Annotated in this window: 21 protein-coding genes and 1 riboswitch; of the genes, 11 read left to right on the top strand and 10 right to left on the bottom strand. The window is 62.2% G+C overall.

Translation table 11 applies throughout. The annotated features are described in order from the left end of the window. Window positions 1-147: 147 nt before the first annotated feature. Window positions 148-263: riboswitch (TPP riboswitch) on the top strand. A 42-nt stretch (window positions 264-305) separates the two neighbouring features. The 4 genes from thiB to J5J09_RS00355 all read left to right on the top strand — a co-directional run bounded on the left by thiB (window position 306) and on the right by J5J09_RS00355 (window position 5,466). Then, window positions 306-1,331 (top strand): thiamine ABC transporter substrate binding subunit, encoded by a 1,026-nt coding sequence (gene thiB / locus J5J09_RS00370; protein WP_208547749.1) that lies wholly within the window; start codon window positions 306-308, stop codon window positions 1,329-1,331. A gap of 25 nt (window positions 1,332-1,356) precedes the next feature. Further along, complete coding sequence (gene thiP, locus J5J09_RS00365) at window positions 1,357-2,967, top strand: thiamine/thiamine pyrophosphate ABC transporter permease (protein ID WP_208552931.1); 1,611 nt, start codon at window positions 1,357-1,359, stop codon at window positions 2,965-2,967. Beyond that, complete coding sequence (locus J5J09_RS00360; protein ID WP_208547748.1) at window positions 2,960-3,670, top strand: ATP-binding cassette domain-containing protein; 711 nt, start codon at window positions 2,960-2,962, stop codon at window positions 3,668-3,670. The genes thiP and J5J09_RS00360 overlap by 8 nt, the downstream gene beginning before the upstream one ends. Before the next feature lie 278 nt (window positions 3,671-3,948). Next, complete coding sequence (locus J5J09_RS00355) at window positions 3,949-5,466, top strand: M48 family metalloprotease (RefSeq protein ID WP_208547747.1); 1,518 nt, start codon at window positions 3,949-3,951, stop codon at window positions 5,464-5,466. A 13-nt stretch (window positions 5,467-5,479) separates the two neighbouring features. On the opposite strand, the gene J5J09_RS00350 is transcribed toward J5J09_RS00355, so the two are convergent. The 5 genes from J5J09_RS00350 to J5J09_RS00330 all read right to left on the bottom strand — a co-directional run bounded on the left by J5J09_RS00350 (window position 5,480) and on the right by J5J09_RS00330 (window position 9,101). Continuing rightward, window positions 5,480-6,343: an RNA polymerase factor sigma-32 gene (locus J5J09_RS00350; RefSeq protein WP_208547746.1), complete on the bottom strand. Its 864-nt coding sequence runs from the start codon at window positions 6,341-6,343 to the stop codon at window positions 5,480-5,482. Window positions 6,344-6,642: 299 nt separating this feature from the next. After that, entirely contained in the window at window positions 6,643-7,755 is a 1,113-nt protein-coding gene (gene leuB / locus J5J09_RS00345; protein WP_208547745.1) for a 3-isopropylmalate dehydrogenase, read from the bottom strand. 108 nt (window positions 7,756-7,863) lie between these two features. After that, window positions 7,864-8,049: a DUF2798 domain-containing protein gene (locus J5J09_RS00340; protein ID WP_281436263.1), complete on the bottom strand. Its 186-nt coding sequence runs from the start codon at window positions 8,047-8,049 to the stop codon at window positions 7,864-7,866. A gap of 75 nt (window positions 8,050-8,124) precedes the next feature. Next, entirely contained in the window at window positions 8,125-8,730 is a 606-nt protein-coding gene (gene leuD, locus J5J09_RS00335; RefSeq protein ID WP_208547743.1) for a 3-isopropylmalate dehydratase small subunit, read from the bottom strand. A gap of 137 nt (window positions 8,731-8,867) precedes the next feature. Then, complete coding sequence (locus J5J09_RS00330; protein ID WP_208547742.1) at window positions 8,868-9,101, bottom strand: hypothetical protein; 234 nt, start codon at window positions 9,099-9,101, stop codon at window positions 8,868-8,870. 111 nt (window positions 9,102-9,212) lie between these two features. Here J5J09_RS00330 and J5J09_RS00325 point away from each other — a divergent pair, with 111 nt between their 5' ends. Both J5J09_RS00325 and J5J09_RS00320 read left to right on the top strand, forming a co-directional pair. Further along, window positions 9,213-10,124 (top strand): CoA ester lyase, encoded by a 912-nt coding sequence (locus J5J09_RS00325; protein WP_208547741.1) that lies wholly within the window; start codon window positions 9,213-9,215, stop codon window positions 10,122-10,124. After that, window positions 10,121-10,327: a DUF1737 domain-containing protein gene (locus J5J09_RS00320; protein ID WP_208547740.1), complete on the top strand. Its 207-nt coding sequence runs from the start codon at window positions 10,121-10,123 to the stop codon at window positions 10,325-10,327. The genes J5J09_RS00325 and J5J09_RS00320 overlap by 4 nt, the downstream gene beginning before the upstream one ends. Window positions 10,328-10,368: 41 nt before the next feature. On the opposite strand, the gene J5J09_RS00315 is transcribed toward J5J09_RS00320, so the two are convergent. After that, window positions 10,369-10,809, bottom strand: a complete 441-nt coding sequence (locus tag J5J09_RS00315; RefSeq protein WP_208547739.1) for a metallopeptidase family protein — start codon at window positions 10,807-10,809, stop codon at window positions 10,369-10,371. A 158-nt stretch (window positions 10,810-10,967) separates the two neighbouring features. Between J5J09_RS00315 and J5J09_RS22730 the strand changes: the two genes are divergently transcribed. The 5 genes from J5J09_RS22730 to bfr all read left to right on the top strand — a co-directional run bounded on the left by J5J09_RS22730 (window position 10,968) and on the right by bfr (window position 17,881). Then, a complete protein-coding gene (locus J5J09_RS22730; RefSeq protein ID WP_246745758.1) occupies window positions 10,968-11,873 on the top strand; it encodes a hypothetical protein in 906 nt (301 codons plus the stop codon). Continuing rightward, on the top strand, window positions 11,764-13,326 hold the full coding sequence (locus tag J5J09_RS00310; protein ID WP_246745871.1) for a DNA polymerase Y family protein: 1,563 nt from the start codon (window positions 11,764-11,766) through the stop codon (window positions 13,324-13,326). Before J5J09_RS22730 ends, J5J09_RS00310 begins: the two co-directional genes overlap by 110 nt. Then, window positions 13,323-16,682, top strand: coding sequence for an error-prone DNA polymerase (locus tag J5J09_RS00305; protein WP_208547737.1), 3,360 nt, complete (start codon window positions 13,323-13,325; stop codon window positions 16,680-16,682). The genes J5J09_RS00310 and J5J09_RS00305 overlap by 4 nt, the downstream gene beginning before the upstream one ends. 93 nt (window positions 16,683-16,775) lie before the next feature. After that, window positions 16,776-17,087: a (2Fe-2S)-binding protein gene (locus J5J09_RS00300; protein ID WP_208552929.1), complete on the top strand. Its 312-nt coding sequence runs from the start codon at window positions 16,776-16,778 to the stop codon at window positions 17,085-17,087. Between the two features lie 308 nt (window positions 17,088-17,395). Beyond that, complete coding sequence (gene bfr, locus J5J09_RS00295) at window positions 17,396-17,881, top strand: bacterioferritin (RefSeq protein ID WP_208547736.1); 486 nt, start codon at window positions 17,396-17,398, stop codon at window positions 17,879-17,881. Window positions 17,882-17,991: 110 nt separating this feature from the next. On the opposite strand, the gene J5J09_RS00290 is transcribed toward bfr, so the two are convergent. Genes J5J09_RS00290 through J5J09_RS00275 form a run of 4 tightly spaced genes read right to left on the bottom strand, consistent with a single transcriptional unit; the run spans window position 17,992 to window position 22,496 of the window. Next, the gene (locus J5J09_RS00290) at window positions 17,992-18,495 is read right to left on the bottom strand and encodes an RNA pyrophosphohydrolase (protein ID WP_281436262.1); all 504 of its coding nucleotides are present in this window, start codon (window positions 18,493-18,495) and stop codon (window positions 17,992-17,994) included. A gap of 32 nt (window positions 18,496-18,527) precedes the next feature. Next, window positions 18,528-19,718 carry a divergent polysaccharide deacetylase family protein gene (locus tag J5J09_RS00285; protein WP_208547734.1) on the bottom strand — a complete coding sequence of 397 codons (1,191 nt, stop codon included), beginning with the start codon at window positions 19,716-19,718 and terminating at the stop codon, window positions 18,528-18,530. Between the two features lie 47 nt (window positions 19,719-19,765). Continuing rightward, window positions 19,766-21,088: a S41 family peptidase gene (locus J5J09_RS00280; RefSeq protein ID WP_208547733.1), complete on the bottom strand. Its 1,323-nt coding sequence runs from the start codon at window positions 21,086-21,088 to the stop codon at window positions 19,766-19,768. Then, the gene (locus J5J09_RS00275) at window positions 21,078-22,496 is read right to left on the bottom strand and encodes a murein hydrolase activator EnvC (protein ID WP_208547732.1); all 1,419 of its coding nucleotides are present in this window, start codon (window positions 22,494-22,496) and stop codon (window positions 21,078-21,080) included. The genes J5J09_RS00280 and J5J09_RS00275 overlap by 11 nt, the downstream gene beginning before the upstream one ends. Window positions 22,497-22,516: the final 20 nt, after the last annotated feature.

Raw genomic sequence — 22,516 nt, 5'->3', positions numbered from 1 at the left:
GCCCCGCGTAACCTATTTCCTATACCGCCACATGACGATCCGGAAGCCGCCATGGGATAGCGCGCGGTCGTCGAACCGTGGGCCACGGGCGCTTGAGCCGGACGTCTCGGAGGCTTGCCAGGCGGGAACCATCGCGTTATCTCTTCGCTTGCTCTAACGGGGTGCCCCTCGTCCTTTTCGGACGATTGGCTGAGAGGCTTCATCGCCAACCCGCGGAACCTGATCCGGTTAACACCGGCGGAGGGATTAGACGCGTATCGCAAGCGACGCCCTATCCCCGATTTTGTCAACAAGAGGAGGGCGTCATGCCGACCCGTCGTTCATATCCTGCCATTTGCGGCCTTGCCGCGTCACTCGTTCTTGCCTTTACACAGCAGGCTGCCGCCCTTTCGGCGGAACGGAAGCTGACCGTCTATACCTATGAGAGCTTCATTGCGGAGTGGGGCCCTGGCCCGAAGGTGAAGGAAGAGTTCGAGAAGACATGCGACTGCACGGTCGATTTCGTCGGCGTGGCCGATGGGGTGGCGCTTCTGACACGGCTGAAGCTTGAGGGCGAGACGAGCCAGGCCGATATCGTTCTCGGGCTCGATACCAACCTCGTGACCGAGGCCAAGGATACCGGACTGTTCGAGCCGCACGGCATCGATACCTCGGCCGTCAAGGTGCCGGGTGACTACTCAGACGACGTCTTCGTGCCTTACGACTACGGGCATTTTGCCTTCGTCTATGACACAGAGGTACTGAAGACGCCGCCTGCAAGCCTCAAGGAGCTGGTCGATGGTGACCCTTCCGTGAAGATCGCGATCCAGGATCCGCGCACCTCGACGCCCGGGCTCGGACTGCTTCTCTGGGTCAAGGCCGTCTATGGCGACGAGGCGCCTGCCGCCTGGGTGAAGCTCAAGGAGCGTGTGCTGACGGTGACGCCGGGCTGGTCGGAAGCCTATGGACTGTTCACGAAGGGCGAGGTGCCGATGGTCCTGTCCTACACGACCTCGCCGGCTTACCACATGGTGGCCGAGGACACGGACCGGTATCAGGCGGCGGCGTTTTCGGAGGGGCACTACATCCAGATCGAGGTCGCCGGTCTTTTGAAGACCGCGCCGCAGAAGGAGCTGGCACGGCAGTTCCTGTCCTTCATGATCACGCCCGGCTTCCAGGACGCGATCCCCACCAACAACTGGATGATGCCTGTCACCTCCACCTCCGAGCCGCTGCCGGAGGCCTTCGGCAAGCTCGTGCAGCCGGAGAAGACGCTGCTGTTCAGCTCCGACGAGGTCGCGGCTAACCGGAAAGCCTGGGTCGACGAGTGGCTCGCCGCCATGGCCAAGTGACGCCGTGCTGAGCCGCAGGCAGACGATGACGCATGTCGCCGGCGGGGCCTTTGGCCTCGTCGCGATCCTGGCGTTCATCCTGGCTGCGGTCGCGGCTCTGCTCACCATCGGATCGGGACAGGGTTTTGCCTCGCTCGTCGCCGATCCCGTCATCCTGCCGGCCTTGCGCTTCACCCTGTTGCAGGCGGGTCTGTCGACGCTTCTGTCGCTTCTCTTCGGCATTCCCGTCGCGCTCGCGCTCGCGCGGCAAAGGCAGTTTCCCGGCCGGATCTGGCTGATCCGGCTGATGGCGGTGCCGATGGGGTTGCCGGTCCTGATCGGTGCGCTGGGCCTGATCGGCATCTGGGGCCGGACGGGACTTGTCAGCACATTGCTTTTTGGGATCGGCGCGGACGAGCCGCTCTCCATCTACGGGCTGTCGGGCATTCTTCTCGCCCACGTGTTCTTCAACATGCCGCTTGCCGCCCGGCTTCTTCTGGCCGGGCTGGAACGGGTTCCCGCCGAATACTGGATGTTGTCGGCGGAACTCGGCATGGGCCGTTCCGCGACATTCCGGTTCGTCGAGTGGCCTGTCATCGCGCGGCTGCTGCCAGGGGTCGCGGGGCTCGTGTTCATGCTCTGCGCCACGAGTTTCACGCTTGTCCTCGTGCTCGGCGGAGGACCCGCAGCGACGACCTTGGAGGTCGCCATCTATCAGGCGTTGCGATTCGATTTCGATCCGGCGCGCGCGGTCTCGCTGGCCGTTTTGCAGATCGGCGTGACGGGCGCGCTGCTTGCGGTAATCAGCCTGCTGCCGGCGGCCGACGAGGCGATTGCCGGAAGCGAGCGGCCGGTACGGCGGTTTGACGCGGGATCCGGTCTGGTCCGCCTGCAGGACGGGTTGCTGATTCTTGCCGCGGCGCTTTTCCTCGGCCTGCCGCTGATGTCGATCCTTGTGTCGGGACTGCGGGCCGATCTCTTCGATCTCCTGATCGAGCCGTCCTTCCTGTCTGCTGCGGTGACCAGCCTCTCGATCGCCGGCAGCGCCGCTCTGTTGTCGACCGGGCTCGCTCTGCTCCTCGTGCGCGCCATCATCGCTCTGCGGGTGCGCGGGTCCGGACTGGCGTTCCGTCTGCTTTCCGGGTCGCTGTCGGCGGCAGGGTCGCTGGTGCTGCTGGTGCCCGCCATCGTGCTGGCGACGGGCTGGTTCCTCATTCTTCGGCCGCTCGGCGAGATCTCACGCTTCGCGCCCGCCATCGTCATCGCGATCAATGCCCTGATGGCACTGCCGTTCGTCCTGCGTATCCTGACCCCCGCGGTCGAGGATCACAGGCGCATATCCGGACGGCTCGTGGCGAGCCTCGGAATTTCAGGCTTCGTGAAACTTTGGCGTATCGATCTGCCGGTGCTGGCGCGACCGCTGGCCATGGCGGTATCCTTCGCCATGGCCCTGTCGCTTGGCGACATGGGGGCGGTGGCGCTGTTTGGCGCGGAGGACGTCACCACGCTGCCGTGGCTGATCTACAGTCGCCTCGGCAGCTACCGCACCAATGACGCGGACGGGCTGGCGCTCATTCTCGGTGTCATTTGCCTAGCTCTCACCATGCTCGGGACCGCAGGCGCCAAACGTTCAAGGGAGGCGGTGGCCCATGTCTGAGACCGACATCGTTATTGAGACCGTCGCACTGCGTCTGGGTCGGATGGACTTCGCCTTCGACTGCGTCATCCCAGGCGGCAGGGTCACGGCGATCGCAGGTCCGTCCGGGGCAGGCAAAAGCACGCTTCTCAATCTGATCGCCGGGTTCGAGCAGCCGGACAGGGGACGGATTCTGATCGGCGGACAGGATGTCACGGTCCATCATCCTGCGGACCGGCCGGTGTCGATCGTCTTCCAGGACCACAACCTGTTTGCCCATCTCGATCTCTTCACGAACGTAGGACTGGGGATTGATCCCTCCCTCAGACTCAATCCTGAGCAGCGGGAAGAAATTTCCCGTTCCCTGGGAACGGTGGGTCTTGGCGGGTTCGAAAAGCGCAAACCGCCGACGCTATCGGGGGGCGAGCGGCAAAGAGCCGCCTTTGCGAGGGCGCTGGTTCGCAGGAAGCCGGTGCTGTTACTGGACGAGCCTTTCGCGGCGCTCGACCCGGGTCTCCGGTCGGACATGGCACGGCTTCTCGGGGATCTTCATACAGAAACCGGTAATACGGTCCTGATGATCAGCCATGACCGTGAGGAGGTGCTGCGGCTCTCCGAACACGTGCTTTTCCTGGAGGAGGGACATGTACTGTTCAGCGGCCCGACATCCGTGTTTCAGGAGAAGACCGTTTCTCCCGCGATAGAGCGGTTTTTACGCGGCTGACCGGTCTCTTCCCAGCCTGTGCCATATTTTGGACGTGCGCCCGTGCAATGGACGCGCGTGGCGGCAGTGTTGCATGTCGGCATCCCGTCACGGGCACTCTTTGATTCTTCAGAATCGAAACTATCTTATTGAGCAGCTTGCGTTATGCTTGTTTGCGGCGTTGCGGGAATGGAATGCCGAAAAAGGGCAGGGCTCCCTTTGAAGAATATTGGCGGTCGGGGACGCGTGCGTGGGGACGTCCTCTTGTGGGAGCAGGTGATTCGGTCGAGATGCAGATCATGATCCGTACGAGCGCACCGACCCTCCGTGGTGCGCGTCCATTCGACCTCCTTTCCGTGCTTCGCCGGGGCACAGCCGTCTTCCTGCTCGGAACCGCCCTTGCCGGTTGCCAGTCGCTGTTCGACCAATCCTACGAATCCAGTATCGGTCCTTCGTCCACGCCGCAGATCGTGGAACAGGTGCAGAAGGATGACCCGCGCGCGCAGATGGGAGCGCGCGAACATCCGCGGATCGTCGCGAGCTATGGCGGCGAGTATCATGACGAGAAGACCGAACGTCTGGTCGCCCGGATCGCGGGCGCACTGACGGCCGTTTCCGAGAATCCGGCGCAATCCTATCGCATCACCATCCTCAATTCCCCTGCGATCAACGCGTTTGCCTTGCCCGGCGGCTATCTCTACGTGACGCGGGGGCTGCTCGCACTCGCCAACGACGCTTCGGAGGTCGCCGCCGTGCTGAGCCACGAGATGGCCCACGTAACCGCCAATCACGGGATTGAACGGCAGCGGCGCGAGGAGGCCGAGGTCATCGCCAGCCGCGTCGTGGCCGAGGTCCTGTCGAGCGATCTGGCCGGCAAACAGGCGCTGGCGCGTGGCAAGCTGCGCCTGGCGGCCTTCTCCCGTCAGCAGGAATTGCAGGCCGACGTGATCGGCGTGCGGACATTGGGCGAAGCCGGCTACGACCCCTACGCGGCGGCACGCTTCCTGGAATCGATGGCCAGCTACAGCCAGTTCACCTCTGTCGATCCGGCGGCGGACCAGAGCCTCGACTTCCTGTCCAGCCACCCGAATGCGCCGCAGCGCGTCGAACTCGCCCGTCGCCATGCGCGGGCATTCGGACCCGAGGGAACGCACGGGGAGAGCGGGCGCGACTACTATCTGCAGGGCATCGACGGCCTGCTCTACGGCGACAGTCCGCAGGAGGGTTATGTTCGCGGCCAGACCTTCCTGCACGGTAGCCTGGGCATTCGTTTCGATGTGCCGCAAGGCTTCCAGATCGACAACAAGGTCGAGGCCGTTCTCGCCACCGGAGCCGGAGATGTGGCCATCCGCTTCGATGGCGTGGCGGACAGTCAGCGGGGCAGTCTCACCAATTACATTTCCAGTGGCTGGGTGACGGGGCTTCTCCCCGACACCATCCAATCTATCCGCGTGAATGGGCTTGAGGCGGCAAAAGCACGCGCCTCGGCAGACCGTTGGGATTTCGACATTACCGTCATCCGTATCGGCTCACAGATATTCCGCTTCCTGACAGCGGTGCCGAAGGGCAGTCCGGCGCTCGACGCGACGGCGGAGGTGCTGAGATCGAGCTTCCGCCGGATCACGCCTCAGGAGGCTGCCTCTCTGAAGCCCTTGCGGGTGCGAGTGGTGACGGTGGGGCCGCGCGATACGCTGGCATCGCTTGCCGGTCGGATGATGGGCACGGAGCGGAAGCTCGAACTGTTTCGCATGATCAATGCGCTCAAATCCACCGACGTGCCCGCCGTCGGGAGCAAGGTCAAGATTATCTCGGAATGATGCGCGACTGGCGTCAGGACACCAGTTCGCGCGCGGTCGGGGCCTTGTGAATCAGGGCGGCGCGCAGTTTTTCCATTGCCCGTGTTTCGATCTGCCTGACGCGCTCCTTGGAGATGCCGAACTCGACACCCAGTTCCTCGAGCGTCGCGCCATCCTCGGACAGGCGGCGGGCATTGATGATGCGGCTTTCCCGCTCGTTCAATTCCAGCATCGCATCCTTCAGCCAGCCACTCCAGCGTTGGCCGTCGATCATGCTGGTGACCTGTTCGTCGGGAAGGGGTTCCTCGCTTGGCAACATTTCCAGCTTTTCGGTCTTGCTGTCGCCATCGGCCACCGGAGCCTGAAGCGAGGCGTCATTGGCTGACAACCTCGCATCCATCGCCTGGACATCGGCAAGGCTGACGCCAAGAGCGGCGGCGATTTCCTGATGGATGGCCAGATCCGTCAGACGATTGTCGCCCTGGGCAAGCTTGGCGCGGAGCCGCCGGAGGTTAAAGAACAGCGCCTTCTGGGTGGAGCTGGTGCCACCGCGAACGATCGACCAGTTGCGGAGGATATAATCCTGCATGGAGGCTCTGATCCACCAGCCGGCATAGGTTGAAAAACGGACCTCGCGTTCCGGTTCAAACCTTGCCGCCGCTTCGAGCAACCCTATGTAACCTTCTTGTACGAGGTCGCCCAAAGGAAGGCCGAAGCCGCGAAATTTCGAGGCCATGGCAATGACCAGCCGCATATGGGCGTGGGCGATCTTGTTACGGGCCTCGTTGTCCTGGGCGTTCTTCCATCGCAGGGCGAGATCGCGCTCCTCTTCTCGCGCGAGATAAGGCGCGTTCTGCGCGGCACGGAAAAGCTGCTTTTCGGCTGCTGTCGATTTCATGTCGGTCTCCATGAACTCTCTCGCAACACGCACAGTGCGGCCTTGCCGTAAGATGCGTGGTGCGACGCCATTTGCTGGTGTCAATGGCTCTAACGCTTCAAAAGCGATTTCGGATCATGAAGGATCGAGGTTTTCGCGTACCGAGGATGCCATGTTCGGAGTTTGTCGGCTCCTACAGCGCGTCGGATCACGGCAAAGTGATTGTTTGCCGCACTGGAAAAGCCTCGAAAGGGAGGTGCGTGCGGCAAACGAGGATTTAGAACAGGTGGACGACCGGAAGACCGGCCGCCGCTCTGGAGTTAACCGAGAAGCGCGCGGAATTTCGCGAGGATGGCGTCGCCCATCTCGACAGTACCGACCTTGGTGCAGCCTTCGGCCATGATGTCGCCGGTGCGGATGCCCTTTTCCAGGACATTGGCGATGGCCTTTTCCAGCTTGTCCGCTTCGTCGACCATGTTGAACGAGTAGCGCAGGCACATGGCGAAGGAGGCGATCATCGCGATCGGGTTGGCGATGCCCTGGCCGGCGATATCCGGGGCGGAGCCGTGGACCGGCTCGTAGAGCGCCTTGCGCTTGCCGGTCTTCGCATCCGGTGCACCAAGCGAGGCGGACGGCAGCATGCCCAGCGATCCTGTGAGCATAGCGGCGACGTCGGAGAGCATGTCGCCGAACAGGTTGTCGGTGACGATGACGTCGAACTGCTTCGGTGCGCGCACCAGCTGCATGCCGCCGGCATCGGCCAGCATGTGCTCCAGCTTGACGTCGGAATATTTGTCCTTGTGGGTGGCGGTGACGACCTGGTTCCAGAGAACACCCGACTTCATGACGTTGCGTTTTTCCATGGAGCAGACCCGGTTGTTGCGGGTGCGGGCCATTTCGAAGGCGACGGAGGCGATGCGCTCGATCTCGTAGGTGTCGTAGACCTGGGTATCGATGGCGCGCTTCTGGCCGTTGCCGAGATCGGTGATGGTCTTGGGCTCGCCGAAATAGACGCCGCCGGTGAGCTCGCGGATGATCAGGATGTCGAGGCCTTCGACGAGTTCCGGCTTCAGCGAGGAGGCGGAGGCGAGAGCCGGATAGCAGATCGCCGGACGCAGGTTGGCGAAAAGCTCGAGATCCTTGCGCAGACGCAGAAGACCGGCTTCCGGGCGCACGTCATAGGGCACGTCGTCCCACTTCGGGCCGCCGACGGCGCCGAACAGGACGGCATCCGCCTTCATCGCCTTCGCCATGTCCTCTTCGGAAATCGCCGCACCATGCGCATCATAGGCAGAACCGCCGACGAGACCTTCGTCGGTCTCGAAGCCGGCGCCACGCTCGGCGTTCATGAAAGCGATGATCTTGCGGACCTCGGCCATGGCTTCCGGGCCGATGCCGTCACCTGGAAGGAGAAAAAGATTGCGCACTGTCAAGGCGAGGCCTCCCAAAAATCTGAAACGAGTTGCCGCCTTCTAGCGGTCAAGCCAAGGCTTTTCAAGGACGCCGGAAGGCCTAACGGTACAGATGTCGGCAAAGGTTTTTCAGTCGCGCACGACAACCCTGGCAAGAATGCGCCGCACCAGTGGCGCCACCAGCAGCACGGACGGAAAGGCGATCGCCCATGAGGCTACCCAGGCCCGCAGCCACAACAGCGGAAAGGCGCCATCGATGCCCGCACCGAGCGCGGTCGCAAGGCCGGACACGATGCAGGACATCATGCCCGACAGGAGGAGGCCGAACGCGACCGGCTCATATCGTCTGGGAAGAAACGGTTTTATGGCGGGATCCCCGTCGGCAGGGCGTTATGCCCAGGGGCGTGAGGCCGCGTTGGATTTTTCAAAGGCCGCGATGGACGATGCCTTTTCCAGCGTGAGGCCGATGTCGTCGAGGCCATTCAGCAGACAATGCCGCTTGAATGCGTCGATTTCGAAGGAAATCGTGCCGCCGTCCGGACCGGTGATCTGCTGATTTTCGAGATCGACGGAGATCACGGCGTTGGAGCCGCGGCTGGCGTCATCCATCAACTTGTCGAGGTCTTCCTGGCTGACGACGATCGGCAGGATGCCGTTCTTGAAGCAGTTGTTGTAGAAGATGTCGGCGAAGGAGGTGGAGATCACGCAGCGTATGCCGAAGTCGAGAAGCGCCCATGGCGCATGTTCGCGCGAGGAGCCGCAGCCGAAATTATCGCCGGCAACGAGAATCTTCGCCTCGCGGTAGGCGGGCTTGTTGAGGACGAAATCCGGATTTTCCGTGCCGTCTTCCTTGTAGCGGGCTTCGGCGAAAAGGCCGGTACCCAGACCCGTCCGCTTGATCGTCTTCAGGTAGTCCTTCGGAATGATCATGTCGGTGTCGATGTTGACGACCGGGAGCGGCGCAGCGACGCCTGTGAGCTTTGTGAACTTTTCCATCAGATCCCGCCTTCGGAATTCATTTCGGCCAATTGCGCTGCACTTAGAGCAAATTTCGGCGGATTTGAAGGCCTAACTTGGCCAAACGGGTACGCTCCGCCAAGGAGATCGTGTCCCTGCTGCCAGGACGATTGCGATCAGAGGTCGATGATCGTGCCGCGACCGTCGTTCCACACGCGCATATCGGTCTTGCCGGACTTGGCCCGTACGGGAACCCGTGCTTCCCTGAAGCGTAGCGCCAGCATGCGAATGCCGATGACGGCCGTCAGGACGGCTCCGAGCACGAGGGTCAGCGACAGGGTGAATGCGGCCGCGAGAGCCAGAATGACGATTCCGCCTGCTGCAAGGGCTATGGAGCGAAGATTGTTCATTGTGCGGATTCCTTTCACGCCCACTAAAGTGGCCCCTGTCGGCCATGATTGCAAGGGTTTTTGCCCGACAAGCGGCTTGCACCGGCATCACAAGCTTGGCAGAAGAAGGACATGTTCGCCACCGACCGCCCCCATCCCATCCGATTGCGCCGCTCCCTGTTGAGCGTGCCGGCGATCAATATGCGGGCGCTGGACAAGAGCAGGGGCCTGGATTGCGATGGGGTGATCCTCGATCTGGAGGACTCCGTCGCGCCGGACAGGAAGGCGGAAGCCCGCGACAATTTGCGCGGCTTCTTCACCCAGGGTTTGCCCGAAAAACGGGAAACCGTCATCCGGGTGAATGCCGCCGACAGCCCTTTCTTCGACGCCGACATGGCGGCTGTCGTTGCCTTGAAGCCCGATGCGGTTCTGCTTCCCAAGGTCAACGAGCCCGAAGACGTGCAGACGGTGGCGGATCTGCTGGCGGAAGCGGATGTGCCGGATAGCCTGAAGATCTGGGCGATGATGGAGACGCCGCACGGCATTCTCAACGCCGCCGCGATCGCGAAATACGGCCGAACCGCGGGCGGACGACTGGAATGCTTCGTGGTGGGGCTGAACGATCTGCGCAAGGAGACCGGGGTTCTTCCGGATCCGCAAAGAACCTATCTCGTGCCCTGGCTCATGCAGGTGATTCTGGCCGGCCGGGCCTACGGAATCGAGATTATCGACAGCGTCTACAACGATTTTCACGATCTCGATGCCTATGCCCGGGAATGCGCCCAGGGGCGCGCCATGGGCTTCGATGGCAAGATGCTCATTCATCCGGCGCAGATCGCCGCTGCCAACGCCGCGTTCGGGCCGACGGACCAGGACCTCGACGAGGCGCGGATGATCGTCGCCGCCTTTGCCGATCCGGCCGCCGCCGGACTCAACGTCATCAACAGCGGCGGACGCATGATCGAGCGCCTCCATCTCGAACAGGCCGAGCGGGTTGTGATGAAGGCCGCTCTCATCAATGACAGAAAAGGCACCGAACAATGAAACTCTATCGCTTCCTGACCGGTCCGGATGACGCATCCTTCTGCCATCGCGTCACCGATGCGCTGAACAAGGGCTGGGAACTGCACGGTTCGCCGCAGCATACGTTCAATGCGGCCGAAAACCGTCTCTATTGCGGGCAGGCCGTGGTGAAGACGGTTCACGGCAAGGATTACGATCCGAGCATGAAACTGGGCGAGCAGTAAGCTTTCCCGGATGCGATGAAGGCCCCGGCGGACAGTCTATCCTATCGTTCGGCGGCCGCCTGCTCGGCGCTTTCCTCTATCCGCTCCATGTCGTCGTCCGACAGGCCGAAATGATGGCCGATCTCGTGGATGAGGACGTGGGTGATGATGTCGCCCAGCGTTTCCTCGTTCTCGGCCCAGTAGTCGAGGATAGGACGCCGATAGAGCGTGATGCGATTGGGCATCTCGCCGGTTTCCATGGTGAAGCGTTCCGAAATGCCTCGTCCCTCGAACAGACCAAGCAGGTCAAACGGGGTTTCGAGGGCCATGTCCTCGAACACGTCGTCCGTCGGAAAATCGGCGATCTCTATGATCAGATCCGTCGTCAACGCACGGAATTCCTCCGGCAAGTGGCCATAGGCCTCGATCGCTAGGGATTCGAACGTGCTGATCGTCGGGGCGTGACGTTCCCGCCAGTCCGACGTGTGGTCTATACGCGCCATGCAAACTCCTTCTGGCGCCTCATATAGGCTTTTTGCCCGATCTTTACGAGTGAAGAATCAGGTCAAGGAATAATTTCACATTTTCGGCAGTTGACTCTTTTAGAGAGCTCTGGAATCCATAGGAACATATAGAGAACAAACCGACAGGAGTGAACGCCATGGCAGAGCGTGCCATGACGCGAGAGACCCTTTTTGCGCTTCGTGAAGCGGTTGCCCGGATCGAGGGCAAGCCGGCCCAAATGGCGCGCGAGGTGGCGATGCGGGACGGCGATGACGCCCTCCTGGTCCAAGCTAAGCGCGGTGCGGCGGGACAGTCGGGCGATCCCCTGTCGATGATCATGGAGGAGGTGGAGCAGGGCGGCGCCTTTATCGAAATCCGAAGCGCCCGCCTGGCGGATGCTGGGGCGGCGAGTGGGTTTGCATTGGCGCTGTCATGCTGTCGTTCGGTGAGGCCTGATGGCAAGATCCTTCTGATCGGCGACCGTCATGTGGCGCGAGAGGCGGGTCTGCCTTACGCGCCGGGACTGGACGATTTCGGGCATCGCCGCGGTGAGCTGGTTTACGCCCTGCCCAGACGGATCGAGGATGCGCTGTGGTTTGCCGACGAAGCGCTGGCCTGCGGCGCTTTTGCGACCGTCATTCTCGAGGTGCACGGCAATGTCCGGCAATTCGGCCTGACGGAAAGTCGACGCCTCGGCCTCAAGGCACGGAGTGCCGGAGGGACGCTGCTTCTGATGCGCCAGGCTGGCGAGGAGGAGGCGTCGAGCGCCTCGCTGCGGCTGCGCGTGGAAGCCGCACCTTCGGCGATCCGCACTGGGCTTGAACAGCCGATGCCGATGGCCCTCGGCAACCCTCTCTTTCGACTGACCGTGGAAAAGAGCCGATCGGCTATCTTTTCCGAATTTCTACTGGAGTGGAGCAGCCATGAACGTCGCCTTGCCTACCTGCCATCCGCTGTCTTCCAGCGATCGCCGCATCCTGTCGATCAGCTTTCCGCGGCTGGCGACCGACCGGATCGCCAGGGGGAAATGGGGCGCCTCCTGGCGCTCGACCGGGCGTCCTGACGCGCCTCCGATCGTTTGCTCGGGACAGGTCGGTAACGCCAGGCAACTGACCGCCATCGACACGCTTGCCGAAGGCATCGGTTTGCGCGTCGGCCAGGGATTGGCCGAGGCAAGGGCGATCCGGCCGGATCTCGACGTATCCGAAGCCGATGCGGAGGCGGATCAGCGGCTGCTGGATGCCCTGGCCAACTGGTGCGACCGGTATACGCCGCTGGTGGCGCTCGATGGCAGGGACGGCCTGTTGCTGGATATCACGGGCTGCGCCCACCTCTTCGGCGGCGAGGCGAAAATGCTGGACGATGTTCTTGCGCGACTGAGGTCGATGGGGCTTGACGCGAAGGGAGCGATTTCGTCCACCGCCGGCCTGTCATGGGCTCTCTCGCGGTTTGGCGCTGTCCGTGTGGTCGAACCGCAGGACACACAGGCGGCATTGACGTCGCTGCCGGTCGCGAGCCTCAGGCTCGACGGCGAGGTGGTGGCGGGCCTGGCCCGCATGGGCCTGAAGCAGATCGGCGACCTCATCGACCTGCCGCGCGCGCCGCTGGCGCGCCGCTTCGGTGCCGCCGTTCTCCTGCGTCTCGACCAGGCGTTGGGCCGGGTTGGGGAACCCATATCGCCCAGACGACCGCTCGCGATGCTGTCGGTCGAACGACATCTGGTCGAGCCGATCCGTGATCGTGACATGATCCTCGATCTGGCGGAGGGACTGGCGGCGGGCCTGAAGCCCGGGCTGGAGGCTCGCGGCGAGGGAGGGCGGCTTTTCGAGCTTCTGTTGTTCCGCGTCGACGGACGTGTCTTCCGGATCGAGGTGGGTACCGCAGCGCCGCTGCGCGAGCCGAAACGCATCGCAGCCCTTTACAGGGAAAGGCTCGAGGTGGCCGCTGACGACATGGATGCCGGCTTCGGCTTCGAGCTCGTTCGCCTCAATGTTCTGGCAAGCGAGGCCTTTCGGGACGGCATGCCGCAACTGTCGACGGAGCAAAGCGCGCCGAACGATTCCCTTTCTGACTTCATCGATCTGGTGTCGGCAAGGCTTGGTCCGGGTTGTCTCAAGGTTCCGGTTTCGCTTGCCAGTCACTGGCCCGAGCGAGCCAGCGGGGCCGTGTCGCTGACGGATCATGTTCAGAGCGTCGGATCCCCTGTCGACGCTCCCGCCCGTCTCGAACGCCCGCTGAGGCTGCTTTCGAGAGCCGAACCCGTCACCGTTCTGGCGGAAATTCCGCATGGACCGCCGGCGAGTTTCCAGTGGCGCCGGATACGTCACCGCGTCGTGCGCTCCGAAGGTCCCGAACGCCTGACGCCGGAATGGTGGCTCGAGGACGCCAACACCTCGGAACGCGATTATTTCCGGGTCGAGGACGCCGAGGGTCGTCGCTACTGGATCTATCGGCAAGGGCTTTACGAACGCGGGGCGACCGACCCCGGCTGGTTCATGCAAGGCATATTCGCATGACGCCCGGTTTTTTCGAGATTGGCGCGCAAAGCAATTTTTCGTTTTTACGTGGCGCGTCCCATCCCGAAGAAATGGTTCTGGCGGCCGAAGCCCTGGGGATAGCCGGTCTCGGGCTTGCCGATCGCAATACGGTGGCCGGCGTGGTGCGGATGCATGCCGCCGCCAAGGCCAGGCCGGACAGGAGGACGAAACCCTATCCGTATCAACCGGGTGCGCGTCTCGTTTTTTCCGATGGTACGCCGGACCTTCTCGTCTATCCGATGAACCGTCGGGGCTGGGGCAATCTGTGCCGGCTGCTGAGCGCCGGAAACCTGCGTTCCGAAAAGGGCGCCTGCACTCTTTACGAAGCGGATCTTCAGCAATGGAACGAAGACCTGCTGGCCGTGGTCCTGCCGCCGGATGCGATCGACGATGTCAGGAGCGCGGATTTCGAGGAGCGGCTGACAGGGCTCCGCCTCTGTTTCGGGGAGCGGCTGCATATGGCCCTTGCCCCCCTTTACAACGGCCTCGACCGGCAGTGCTTCCTAGAAATTTCCCGTCTTGCGGAACGGCAGAGCATGCCTTTGATCGCCACCAACCTGCCGGCCTATCACCTGCCGGACCGCAAGCCGCTGTCCGATGTCATGACCGCCATCCGCGAGCATGTGACGGTCGCGGATGCCGGCTTCAGGCTTGCTCCCAATGCCGAGAGGCATCTGAAGACGGCGGAGGAGTTGCAACCCATGTTGTCCGACTATCCCGAGGCGATCGCCCGGACGGCCGCGTTCTTCAATCGTCTCAACTTCTCGCTCGATGAACTGAGCAGGCATCAATATCCTGACGAAAGCGTTGAGGGCGAGCCTCCGAGCCTAACCTTGCGGCGACTTGCCTATGAGGGGGCGGCGGAACGATTTGCGGGCCCCGAAGGCATACCTGAGAAGGTCAGGAATCTCATCGAGTACGAACTCGACCTGATCTCGCGCAAGGCGTACGAGCCCTACTTCCTGACCGTCTACAAGATCATGCAGCATGCGCGGGCGGAAGGCATCCTCTGCCAGGGGCGGGGGTCGGCGGCCAATTCGGCCGTCTGCTTCTGCCTTCGCATCACCGACGTGAATCCGGAAACGACGACATTGCTGTTCGACCGGTTCCTCTCGACCGAGCGGGAGGAGCCGCCGGACATCGACGTGGATTTCGAGCATGAAAGGCGCGAGGAGGTGATCCAGTTCATCTACCGGACCTATGGCCGCGAGCATGCGGCGCTGACAGCGGCGGTGATCTGTTACCGGGCGCGGTCTGCCGGCCGGGAAGTGGCGAAGGCCTTCGGGCTTTCCGAGGATGTGCAATCGGCCATGGCGGGTTCGATCTGGGGATGGTCGCAGGCGGCGCTTGGAGAGGACCAGATCAAGTCGGCCGGGCTCGATGCGTCGGACAAGACAACGAAGCGCGTCATGGAATATGGCAGCCTGTTACAGCGTTTTCCGCGGCATCTGTCGCAGCATGTCGGCGGGTTCGTCATGACGCGGGACCGGCTGGACGAGATCGTGCCGATCATGAACACGGCGGATGGCCGTTACATGATCGAGTGGGACAAGGACGATCTCGATACCCTGAAGATCCTCAAGGTCGACGTTCTGGCGCTCGGCATGCTGAGCTGTCTGGCGCGGGCCCTGAAGTTACTGGAGGTTCACTACGATCGCCGGATGACGCTCGCTTCGGTCATTAAGGACCAGCGGGATGAGGTCTACGATATGATCTGCCGGGCCGATACGCTCGGCGTGTTCCAGATCGAAAGCCGGGCGCAGATGAGCATGCTGCCGCGATTGCAGCCGCGAGAGTTCTACGATCTCGTGATCGAGGTGGCGATCGTCCGGCCGGGTCCGATCCAAGGTGATATGGTCCATCCTTATCTAAAACGCCGGCAGGAATTGCGCGAGCATAGGCGCTTACCCACCTATCCGAATGACGAGCTGATACCAGTTCTGCAACGTACGCTCGGTGTGCCGCTGTTCCAGGAACAGGCGATGCAGATCGCGATCACGGCGGCCGGATTTACGCCGGCGGAGGCTGACCGGCTGCGGCGCGCGATGGCGACGTTCCGGCGCACCGGACAAGTCGCCGACTTCAAGGACCGTTTCGTCAACGGGATGCTGTCGAAGGGATATGAGCGCGATTTCGCCGAGCGCTGTTTCAGCCAGATCGAAGGTTTCGGCGAATACGGCTTTCCGGAAAGCCATGCCGCCTCCTTCGCTCTCCTGGTTTATGTGTCCTGCTGGTTCAAGGCCTTCTATCCCGATGTGTTCTGCGCGGCGATCCTGAATTCGCAGCCGATGGGATTTTACGCGCCGGCCCAGCTCGTCAGGGATGCGCGCGAGCATGGGGTGGAGGTCCGGCCGGTCGACGTGAACTCGTCCTGCTGGAACTCGACGCTGGAGGTGCTGGGGAGCACCGAGGGTACCGGTATCAGGCGGGAAGCCGTCGAGAGACGTCATGCAGGCATGATCGGCATCATGAAAAGCCGACATGCCGTCCGTCTCGGCTTTTCGCTGGTCAAGGGTCTTTCGGAGGCGGACATCGACAGGCTGGTTTTGCGGCGCGAGACCGGGCCTTATGTCTCGGTGCGCGATCTCTGGGAGCGGTCCGGTCTCGACCGTGCGACAATCGAAAAGCTGGCCGATGCGGATGCGTTTCGCTCGATGGGTCTCGATCGCCGCGCGGCCCTTTGGCAGGTGAAGGCGCTTGAGACGAGTCGGGCCAGCGAGGCGATGCCGCTGTTTTCCTCCCTCATGACAGGTGGGGAATGGCAGCGCGAAGCGAGCGTGAGCCTGCCGGTCATGCCGGTCCAGGAGCATGTGCTGAACGATTACCGGACGCTCACCTTGTCCCTCAAGGCTCATCCGGTTTCCTTCATGCGGTCCGACATGACCGCCCTTGGCATCACGCCCAGCAACCGGCTCCGGGATGTCCCCGATGGCCGCAGGATAAAAATCGCCGGTCTCGTTCTGGTGCGCCAGCAGCCGGGCTCGGCCAAGGGCGTGATCTTCATGACGCTGGAAGATGAGACCGGCGTTGCGAATGCGATCGTCTGGCCCAAAATCTTCCAGAAATATCGGCCCGTGGTGATGGGCGCGCGTCTCGTCGCCGTCCACGGCCGGCTGCAAAAGCAGGATGGTGTCATCCACGTTGTCGCCACCCATCTTGAGGACATGAGCGCGCGTCTTGCGGTTCTCAAACGCGAGCAGAGGCGATTTGCCGGCACCGATCGCGCCGACGAAGCGCTCAGGCCGCCGGTGGACCAGCGGCAGAAAAAACATGCCCGGAACGAGGCGGTGCGCGAAGCGGTTCAGGTGATGCCCAAGGGGCGAAACTTCCATTGAGCCGCATCGGCAGCCCGGAAATTTTCTTGACAAAGCTCATCCGGATATACAAAAAGGGGAGGTCTAAACTCATGTTTGCCGATAGGCTTGTCGATGCTGGTCTGCAGCTGCAACTACATTACCGACAAAGAGATCAGGTCCGTCATCACCGAATTGCTCGATGAGGACTGTTGGCAGCTGATCGTCCCCGCCAAAGTCTATCATGCGATGGGCAAGCGCGGCCGTTGCTGCGGATGCTTCCCGAACGTTGTCGATCTGATCATCCAGACCACCGAAGACTATCATGTGCAGCGTCGCTCCGATGACGCGAACGTCGTCGATTTCATCGAGCGCCTAAAACGGTTTCATGAGGAGCAGCAGGCCCACCTGGCCGAGCGCCGCCAGAAAATGGGGCGCATCGCCTGATTGTCGGGACCGACATCGACTCCTGCCGTTGCCCGATATCGCGCGACTTTTCACGACATCGATCCGGCAATCCTCGCATCTTGTGTATTCGCAACCTCCTTCTCTTCGCCATTTCCAAGTATCAAGGATCACTCCTTGCGCAGGCCGGCTTGATCCGGTGCTTGCCATGGGGAAAACTGCGTGACGAACCAGCGACTGGCAAAACCGGATTTACGCTGCCAAAAAAATCACGTAGTGTAGTTTATAATAATTCTAAAGACTGGTTGCGACCATGCATCCGGTGAACACACCAAGGAGAAGACGAGGCCATGAAGGGTGATCCGAAGGTAATCGAGCGTTTGAACGAGGCCCTGTTTCTCGAACTGGGCGCGGTGAACCAATACTGGCTGCATTATCGCCTGCTGGAAGACTGGGGCTACACCAAGCTTGCGAAGAAGGAGCGCGCCGAGTCGATCGAGGAGATGCAGCACGCCGACAAGCTGGTTGGTCGCATCATCTTCCTTGAAGGTCATCCGAACCTGCAGACGGTCGCTCCGCTGCGCATCGGCCAGAACGTCAAGGAAGTGCTGGAGGCCGATCTCGCCGGCGAATACGATGCCCGCACCGCCTACAAGAAATCCCGCGATATCTGTCACGACGCCGGCGACTATGTGTCGATGAAGCTGTTCGAGGAACTGCTGATCGACGAAGAAGGTCATATCGACTTCCTCGAAACGCAGCTCGAATTGCTGTCGAAGCTCGGCGAAGAGAAGTACGGCTTGCTCAATGCCGACTCGGCCGACCAGGCCGAATAACAGCGCCCAGCCTTCGGCGACGTAGCAAAGCCGCGGTTATGCCGCGGCTTTTTGTTTGTCTTATTGGACGACCTTGCAAAGCAGCTCTCGGCTCTTCCGTCGGTCCCGGATCAGTCAGCCAGGTGGCTGAATTCGGCAACGACCGCGTCATAGACGGCCCGCTTGAACGGTACGATCAGGTCCGGCAGTTCGCGCATCGGTTTCCAGGCCCAGGTATCGAATTCCGCTTCATGGCCTCCGGGCGGCGGGTTGATCGCGATTTCGCTTTCGTCGCCGTCGAAGCGGAAGGCAAACCAGCGCTGCGTCTGTCCGCGATAGCGTCCCTTTAAGCCGATCCCGATCAGTTCTGGTGGCAGATCGTAGTTTATCCATCGCCCGGCTTCGGCCAGAAGAGTGACCGAGCGCATGCCGGTCTCCTCATAGAGTTCCCGGGTCGCGGCGGCGAAAGGGTCCTCCCCCTCGTCTATCCCACCTTGCGGCATCTGCCAGAGCTTCGGGGAGCCGTCATATTCCGAGTTGCCGTCCGGAATCCGCCGCCCCGCCCAGACCAGGCCCTCGCGGTTGAGCACCATGATCCCGACGCAGGGGCGGTATGGCAGGTCTTCGGCCCGCAGTTTCGGTCGGTCTTTATGCGTCGTTTCGGACTTTATGGCTGGTTCTCCAGTGCAATGGCGGACACTCCCACGAGTTCTATACCGCGCAGCCGCGCTTCGTCGCTCCATTTCGCCACAGCGCGCACCGTTTCCTCGAAGGCGGAGCCGAGCACCACGGCAAACCCGTTGCGTCTGGCAATGCGCTCGGCATCATCCAGCCGCTTCAAGATCGACGCCTCGTCGATCTGTTGATCGATTTGCAGATCGACGAAAGCATGCGGCGTCGACAGCGCCTTGGCGAATTCGCCCGCGAGCGAGCTTGCGGAGGTGCCGTCATCGAGGAAAAGCAGTCCCCGGTTCGTTATCTCCCGCATCACGGGTTCGATCGCGTCCGCGTCGGAGAGAAAGCGACCGCCCATGTAGTTCATGACGCCCGTGTAGTTCGTGATCAGCGCCATGGCTTCACGCAGGTTTGCCAGGTTCTGCTTCTCGGAATTCGACGACAGCAAGGTGCCGCGACCCGGGTTGTTAGCCGGGTAATCAAAGGGCTCCATGGGAACCTGCAGGATGATCTCGTGGCCGGCGCGGCGGGCCTCCTGCATCCATCTCTGCAGGCTGTTGCCGGTTGAGGCAAATCCAAGCGTCACCTCTTCCGGCAGTTCGCGAATGGCATATTGCGTGCCGGTCTGGCTCAGGCCCAGTCCTCCGATGACGATCGCGATACGGGTGCCGCGCGCGCCGGACCAGGGCCGGGCATATTGTTCGACCGGACGCAGGCCATCGGGACCTACGGTCGGAAGGCGGCCGTAGGAGCTGTCTTCGAGGAGAAGTTCGTTCGGCATGGTTGCGGCGCGTGGGTCCTGTCCGATGCGCTGCGCGTCGATGAGAACGGGTCCGCCGCCATCGCGTGGCCGAGGGGAGTAGGTTGTGACGACACTGCCGTCGGGCATGGTTTGGCGCGTGACGTTGGCGGCCGAATCCGGTCGCGCCGTGGCGATCCCCGAGGGCGGTTGCGATGGCGTGGTGGAGGTCGATCCACGCGCGGCCACGTCAACGGGGTTTGAAACCTGCGATACGGAAACCGGTGGATCCTGCAGAGGAAGCGGGCTCACCGACACATAGAGGGAGGCCGCCGTTATCGTCATCACCGTTGCGATACCGCCAACGCGACGAAAGAGGCCGCCGCGAGATTTGCGGCGGCCCTTGATATCCTGACCCAACGGACGGTGGAGGTCGGAGCCCAAGCCTCAGCTTCCCTCATCCATCTTCATCTGGTTTTCCCCAGACGTCATCACTTGGACGCGACCGGCTTGTTCGGGTCGGGCGGGAAGGACGGATCGGTCTTGTTCCCGCGCAAGAGATCAAGCGCATAGTTCAGCTGGACGTCGTCCTTCGGTTCTTCCGGAACATAGGCGATGGAACCCGACCCTTCGTCGGTCTCGTTCTGGCCCTGGATATGACCCGGCAATGCAGACTCGCCCTCACTGCGGACCCGGCCCTGCAGCTCCTCTGGAAGCGGCTGCTCGACCTTGATGTCCGGCTCGATGCCGGTGCCCTGGATCGACTTGCCCGACGGCGTGTAATAGAGCGCCGTCGTCAGCCGGAGAGAACCGCGGTCGCCCATCGGTATGATCGTCTGAACCGAGCCCTTGCCGAACGAACGGGTCCCGAGAACCGTCGCACGCCGCAGATCCTGAAGGGCACCCGCCACGATTTCCGACGCCGAGGCGGAGCCTCCGTTCACGAGGACGATGACAGGCTTGCCGTCGGTTATGTCTCCGGCGGTGGCATTGAAGCGGCGCGTGTCGTCGGGATTGCGGCTACGGGTCGAAACGACTTCGCCGCGCTCCAGGAATGCATCCGATACGTAGATGGCCTGATCGAGCAGCCCACCCGGATTGAGGCGAAGATCGAGAACATAGCCCTTCAGCTTGTCGGCGGGGACCTCGGCCTTTATCTTGTTGATCGCTGCCTCGAGGTCGTCATAGGTCTTCTCGGTGAAGGAGATGACACGAACGTAGCCAACATCGCCTTCGACGCGCGACTTGACCGCACGAACGGCGATGATCTCTCTGGTGACGGAAATGTCGATCGGCTTGTCGGCACCCTGGCGAAGGATGGTCAGCTTGATCGGCGTTCCGACGGCGCCGCGCATCTTCTCAACGGCCTGCTGCAGGCTCAGGCCCTGAACCTGTTCGCCGTTGATCTCGGAGATGAAGTCGCCTGCAAGGATGCCGGCGCGCGACCCGGGTGTGTCGTCGATAGGCGCGATCACCTTGACCAGCTCGTTTTCCATCGTCACTTCGATGCCGATGCCGCCGAACTCGCCCTTTGTCTGGGTCTGCATGTCGGCGGCGGCTTCCGGATTCAGATAGCTCGAATGCGGATCGAGCGAAGTGAGCATGCCGTTGATGGCATTTTCAACGAGCTTGCCTTCGTCAGGTGCGGTCACGTACTGCGCGCGCACGCGCTCAAAGACGTCACCGAAGATCGACAGCTCCCGATAGGTGGAAGCGCCGGCGGCCTGGGCCGGAATTCCAGCCGAATAAACGAGGCTCATCGCCGTCGCGCCCATGAGGGCGCCGATGAGGACAAAAGAAACTCTAGGTATCATTCCCTGCCTTTCCAGCGTCTTTCTCGGCCCACCATGGGCGTGAATCAACCGGTACTCCGTCTTTGCGGAATTCAATGTAAAGCGTCGGCCGGTCCGTTTCCAGCGCCAATGCCGTTGCGCTTGCCACTCTTTTTTCGCCCATGGTGGCCAAGGGCTCGCCCGAGAGCACGAAACTTCCCTGGCGCGTGTTCACCCGATCCATGCCGGACAGCACAATATGGTAGCCGTCGCCCGCATTCAGAATCACCATCTGTCCATAGCTACGGAACTCGCCGGCGAATACAACCCAGGCATCCGCAGGTGCCGTCACGACCGCCCCCGGCATGGACGCTACGACCATGCCCCTGGCTTCGTGTCCGGTGCCGTCAGGATCGCCGAAACGGCGCAGTACCTCGCCCGTCGCCGGCAGTTCCAGTTTGCCTTGCAATTCGGAAAAAAGATATGCGGGCGTAATGCGGTTTTTGTCGGGCAGGGTCTGCTGTCCGGAATCACGTCCCTGTGTCTCGGCCTCTGTTCGAAGGCGCTCCTCCTCGTCCCTCGCCTTCCGCATGGCGTCGCGTACTGAGGCGATCTCGCTCTCGAGGGACGTGATCAGTCCTTCCAGACCCGTTGCCTTGGCGGCAAGTTCTTCCGAGCGGCGGCGCTGCCGTTCCAACTCCGCCGCGTTGATTTTCGCCAGACGGTCGTTTTCGGCCAGCAGGAGATCCATGCGGCGCTCCTCCTCCTGCCTGTTGGTCATGGTGGCAAGATAGGCCGTCTTTTCTTCGTCGACGCTCTTGCGCAGGTTGACCAGTTCCTGCAGGTCTCCCGCAAGTCTTTCGGTCTCCTGACGGATGCCAGGAACAACCGCGCCGAGAAGGATTGCCGTGCGAACCGACGATAGTGCGTCCTCTGGCGTCACAAGCAGGGCCGGCGGCGGGTTGCGTCCCATGCGCTGCAGCGCCGCGAGCACTTCGGCAAGCACGGCGCGCCTTTCGCGGAACGAAAGCCTGATCTCGTCCTCCCTGACCCGATAGCCGGCGAGCTTTTCCTCGCTCTCTGCTACCTGCCTCTCGAGCTCCTTTCGGCGCGCCGCCGATTCGATCAGGGCGGTTCGCAGGGTCTCGGAGGTCTTGTCGAGCGCGGCGATCTTCTGCTCAAGTTCCGTAGACTTTGTCGCTGAAAGCTCCATCGTGTCGGAAAGCTGCTTCAACTCCCTGGCGACCTCTTCGCGTTTTTTCTGAAGAGTGTCCGTCGGATCGACTGCGGCCGGCGCGTCGGGGCCGGGGATAGAGGCAGTCGCGGGAGAGGTTGTGGCAGCCGGTGTTGGCGGCTGCTGGGCCACCGACGACGCACCGCCCAGCAGCAGTGCCATCAGCACGCCGCCGGCGAGACGGGTTTTCCCCGAGCTCCCGAATCGCTGGTTCATACGCCAATTGCCGCATATTG

This window comes from Ciceribacter sp. L1K22 (assembly GCF_017599385.1).
Lineage (GTDB): Bacteria > Pseudomonadota > Alphaproteobacteria > Rhizobiales > Rhizobiaceae > Allorhizobium.
Note: the sequence above shows the minus strand (reverse complement) of the source record. Positions and strands in the feature narration are given on the sequence as shown.

What these genes read in the sequence shown, in the direction of transcription:
- thiB (WP_208547749.1), top strand. Translation starts at nt 306, where the DNA reads ATGCCGACCCGTCGTTCATATCCTGCCATTTGCGGCCTTGCCGCGTCA.
- thiP (WP_208552931.1), top strand. Translation starts at nt 1,357, where the DNA reads ATGACGCATGTCGCCGGCGGGGCCTTTGGCCTCGTCGCGATCCTGGCG.
- J5J09_RS00360 (WP_208547748.1), top strand. Translation starts at nt 2,960, where the DNA reads ATGTCTGAGACCGACATCGTTATTGAGACCGTCGCACTGCGTCTGGGT.
- J5J09_RS00355 (WP_208547747.1), top strand. Translation starts at nt 3,949, where the DNA reads ATGATCCGTACGAGCGCACCGACCCTCCGTGGTGCGCGTCCATTCGAC.
- J5J09_RS00350 (WP_208547746.1), bottom strand. Translation starts at nt 6,343, where the DNA reads ATGAAATCGACAGCAGCCGAAAAGCAGCTTTTCCGTGCCGCGCAGAAC.
- leuD (WP_208547743.1), bottom strand. Translation starts at nt 8,730, where the DNA reads ATGGAAAAGTTCACAAAGCTCACAGGCGTCGCTGCGCCGCTCCCGGTC.
- J5J09_RS00330 (WP_208547742.1), bottom strand. Translation starts at nt 9,101, where the DNA reads ATGAACAATCTTCGCTCCATAGCCCTTGCAGCAGGCGGAATCGTCATT.
- J5J09_RS00325 (WP_208547741.1), top strand. Translation starts at nt 9,213, where the DNA reads ATGTTCGCCACCGACCGCCCCCATCCCATCCGATTGCGCCGCTCCCTG.
- J5J09_RS00320 (WP_208547740.1), top strand. Translation starts at nt 10,121, where the DNA reads ATGAAACTCTATCGCTTCCTGACCGGTCCGGATGACGCATCCTTCTGC.
- J5J09_RS00315 (WP_208547739.1), bottom strand. Translation starts at nt 10,809, where the DNA reads ATGGCGCGTATAGACCACACGTCGGACTGGCGGGAACGTCACGCCCCG.
- J5J09_RS22730 (WP_246745758.1), top strand. Translation starts at nt 10,968, where the DNA reads ATGGCAGAGCGTGCCATGACGCGAGAGACCCTTTTTGCGCTTCGTGAA.
- J5J09_RS00305 (WP_208547737.1), top strand. Translation starts at nt 13,323, where the DNA reads ATGACGCCCGGTTTTTTCGAGATTGGCGCGCAAAGCAATTTTTCGTTT.
- J5J09_RS00300 (WP_208552929.1), top strand. Translation starts at nt 16,776, where the DNA reads ATGCTGGTCTGCAGCTGCAACTACATTACCGACAAAGAGATCAGGTCC.
- bfr (WP_208547736.1), top strand. Translation starts at nt 17,396, where the DNA reads ATGAAGGGTGATCCGAAGGTAATCGAGCGTTTGAACGAGGCCCTGTTT.
- J5J09_RS00280 (WP_208547733.1), bottom strand. Translation starts at nt 21,088, where the DNA reads ATGATACCTAGAGTTTCTTTTGTCCTCATCGGCGCCCTCATGGGCGCG.
- J5J09_RS00275 (WP_208547732.1), bottom strand. Translation starts at nt 22,496, where the DNA reads ATGAACCAGCGATTCGGGAGCTCGGGGAAAACCCGTCTCGCCGGCGGC.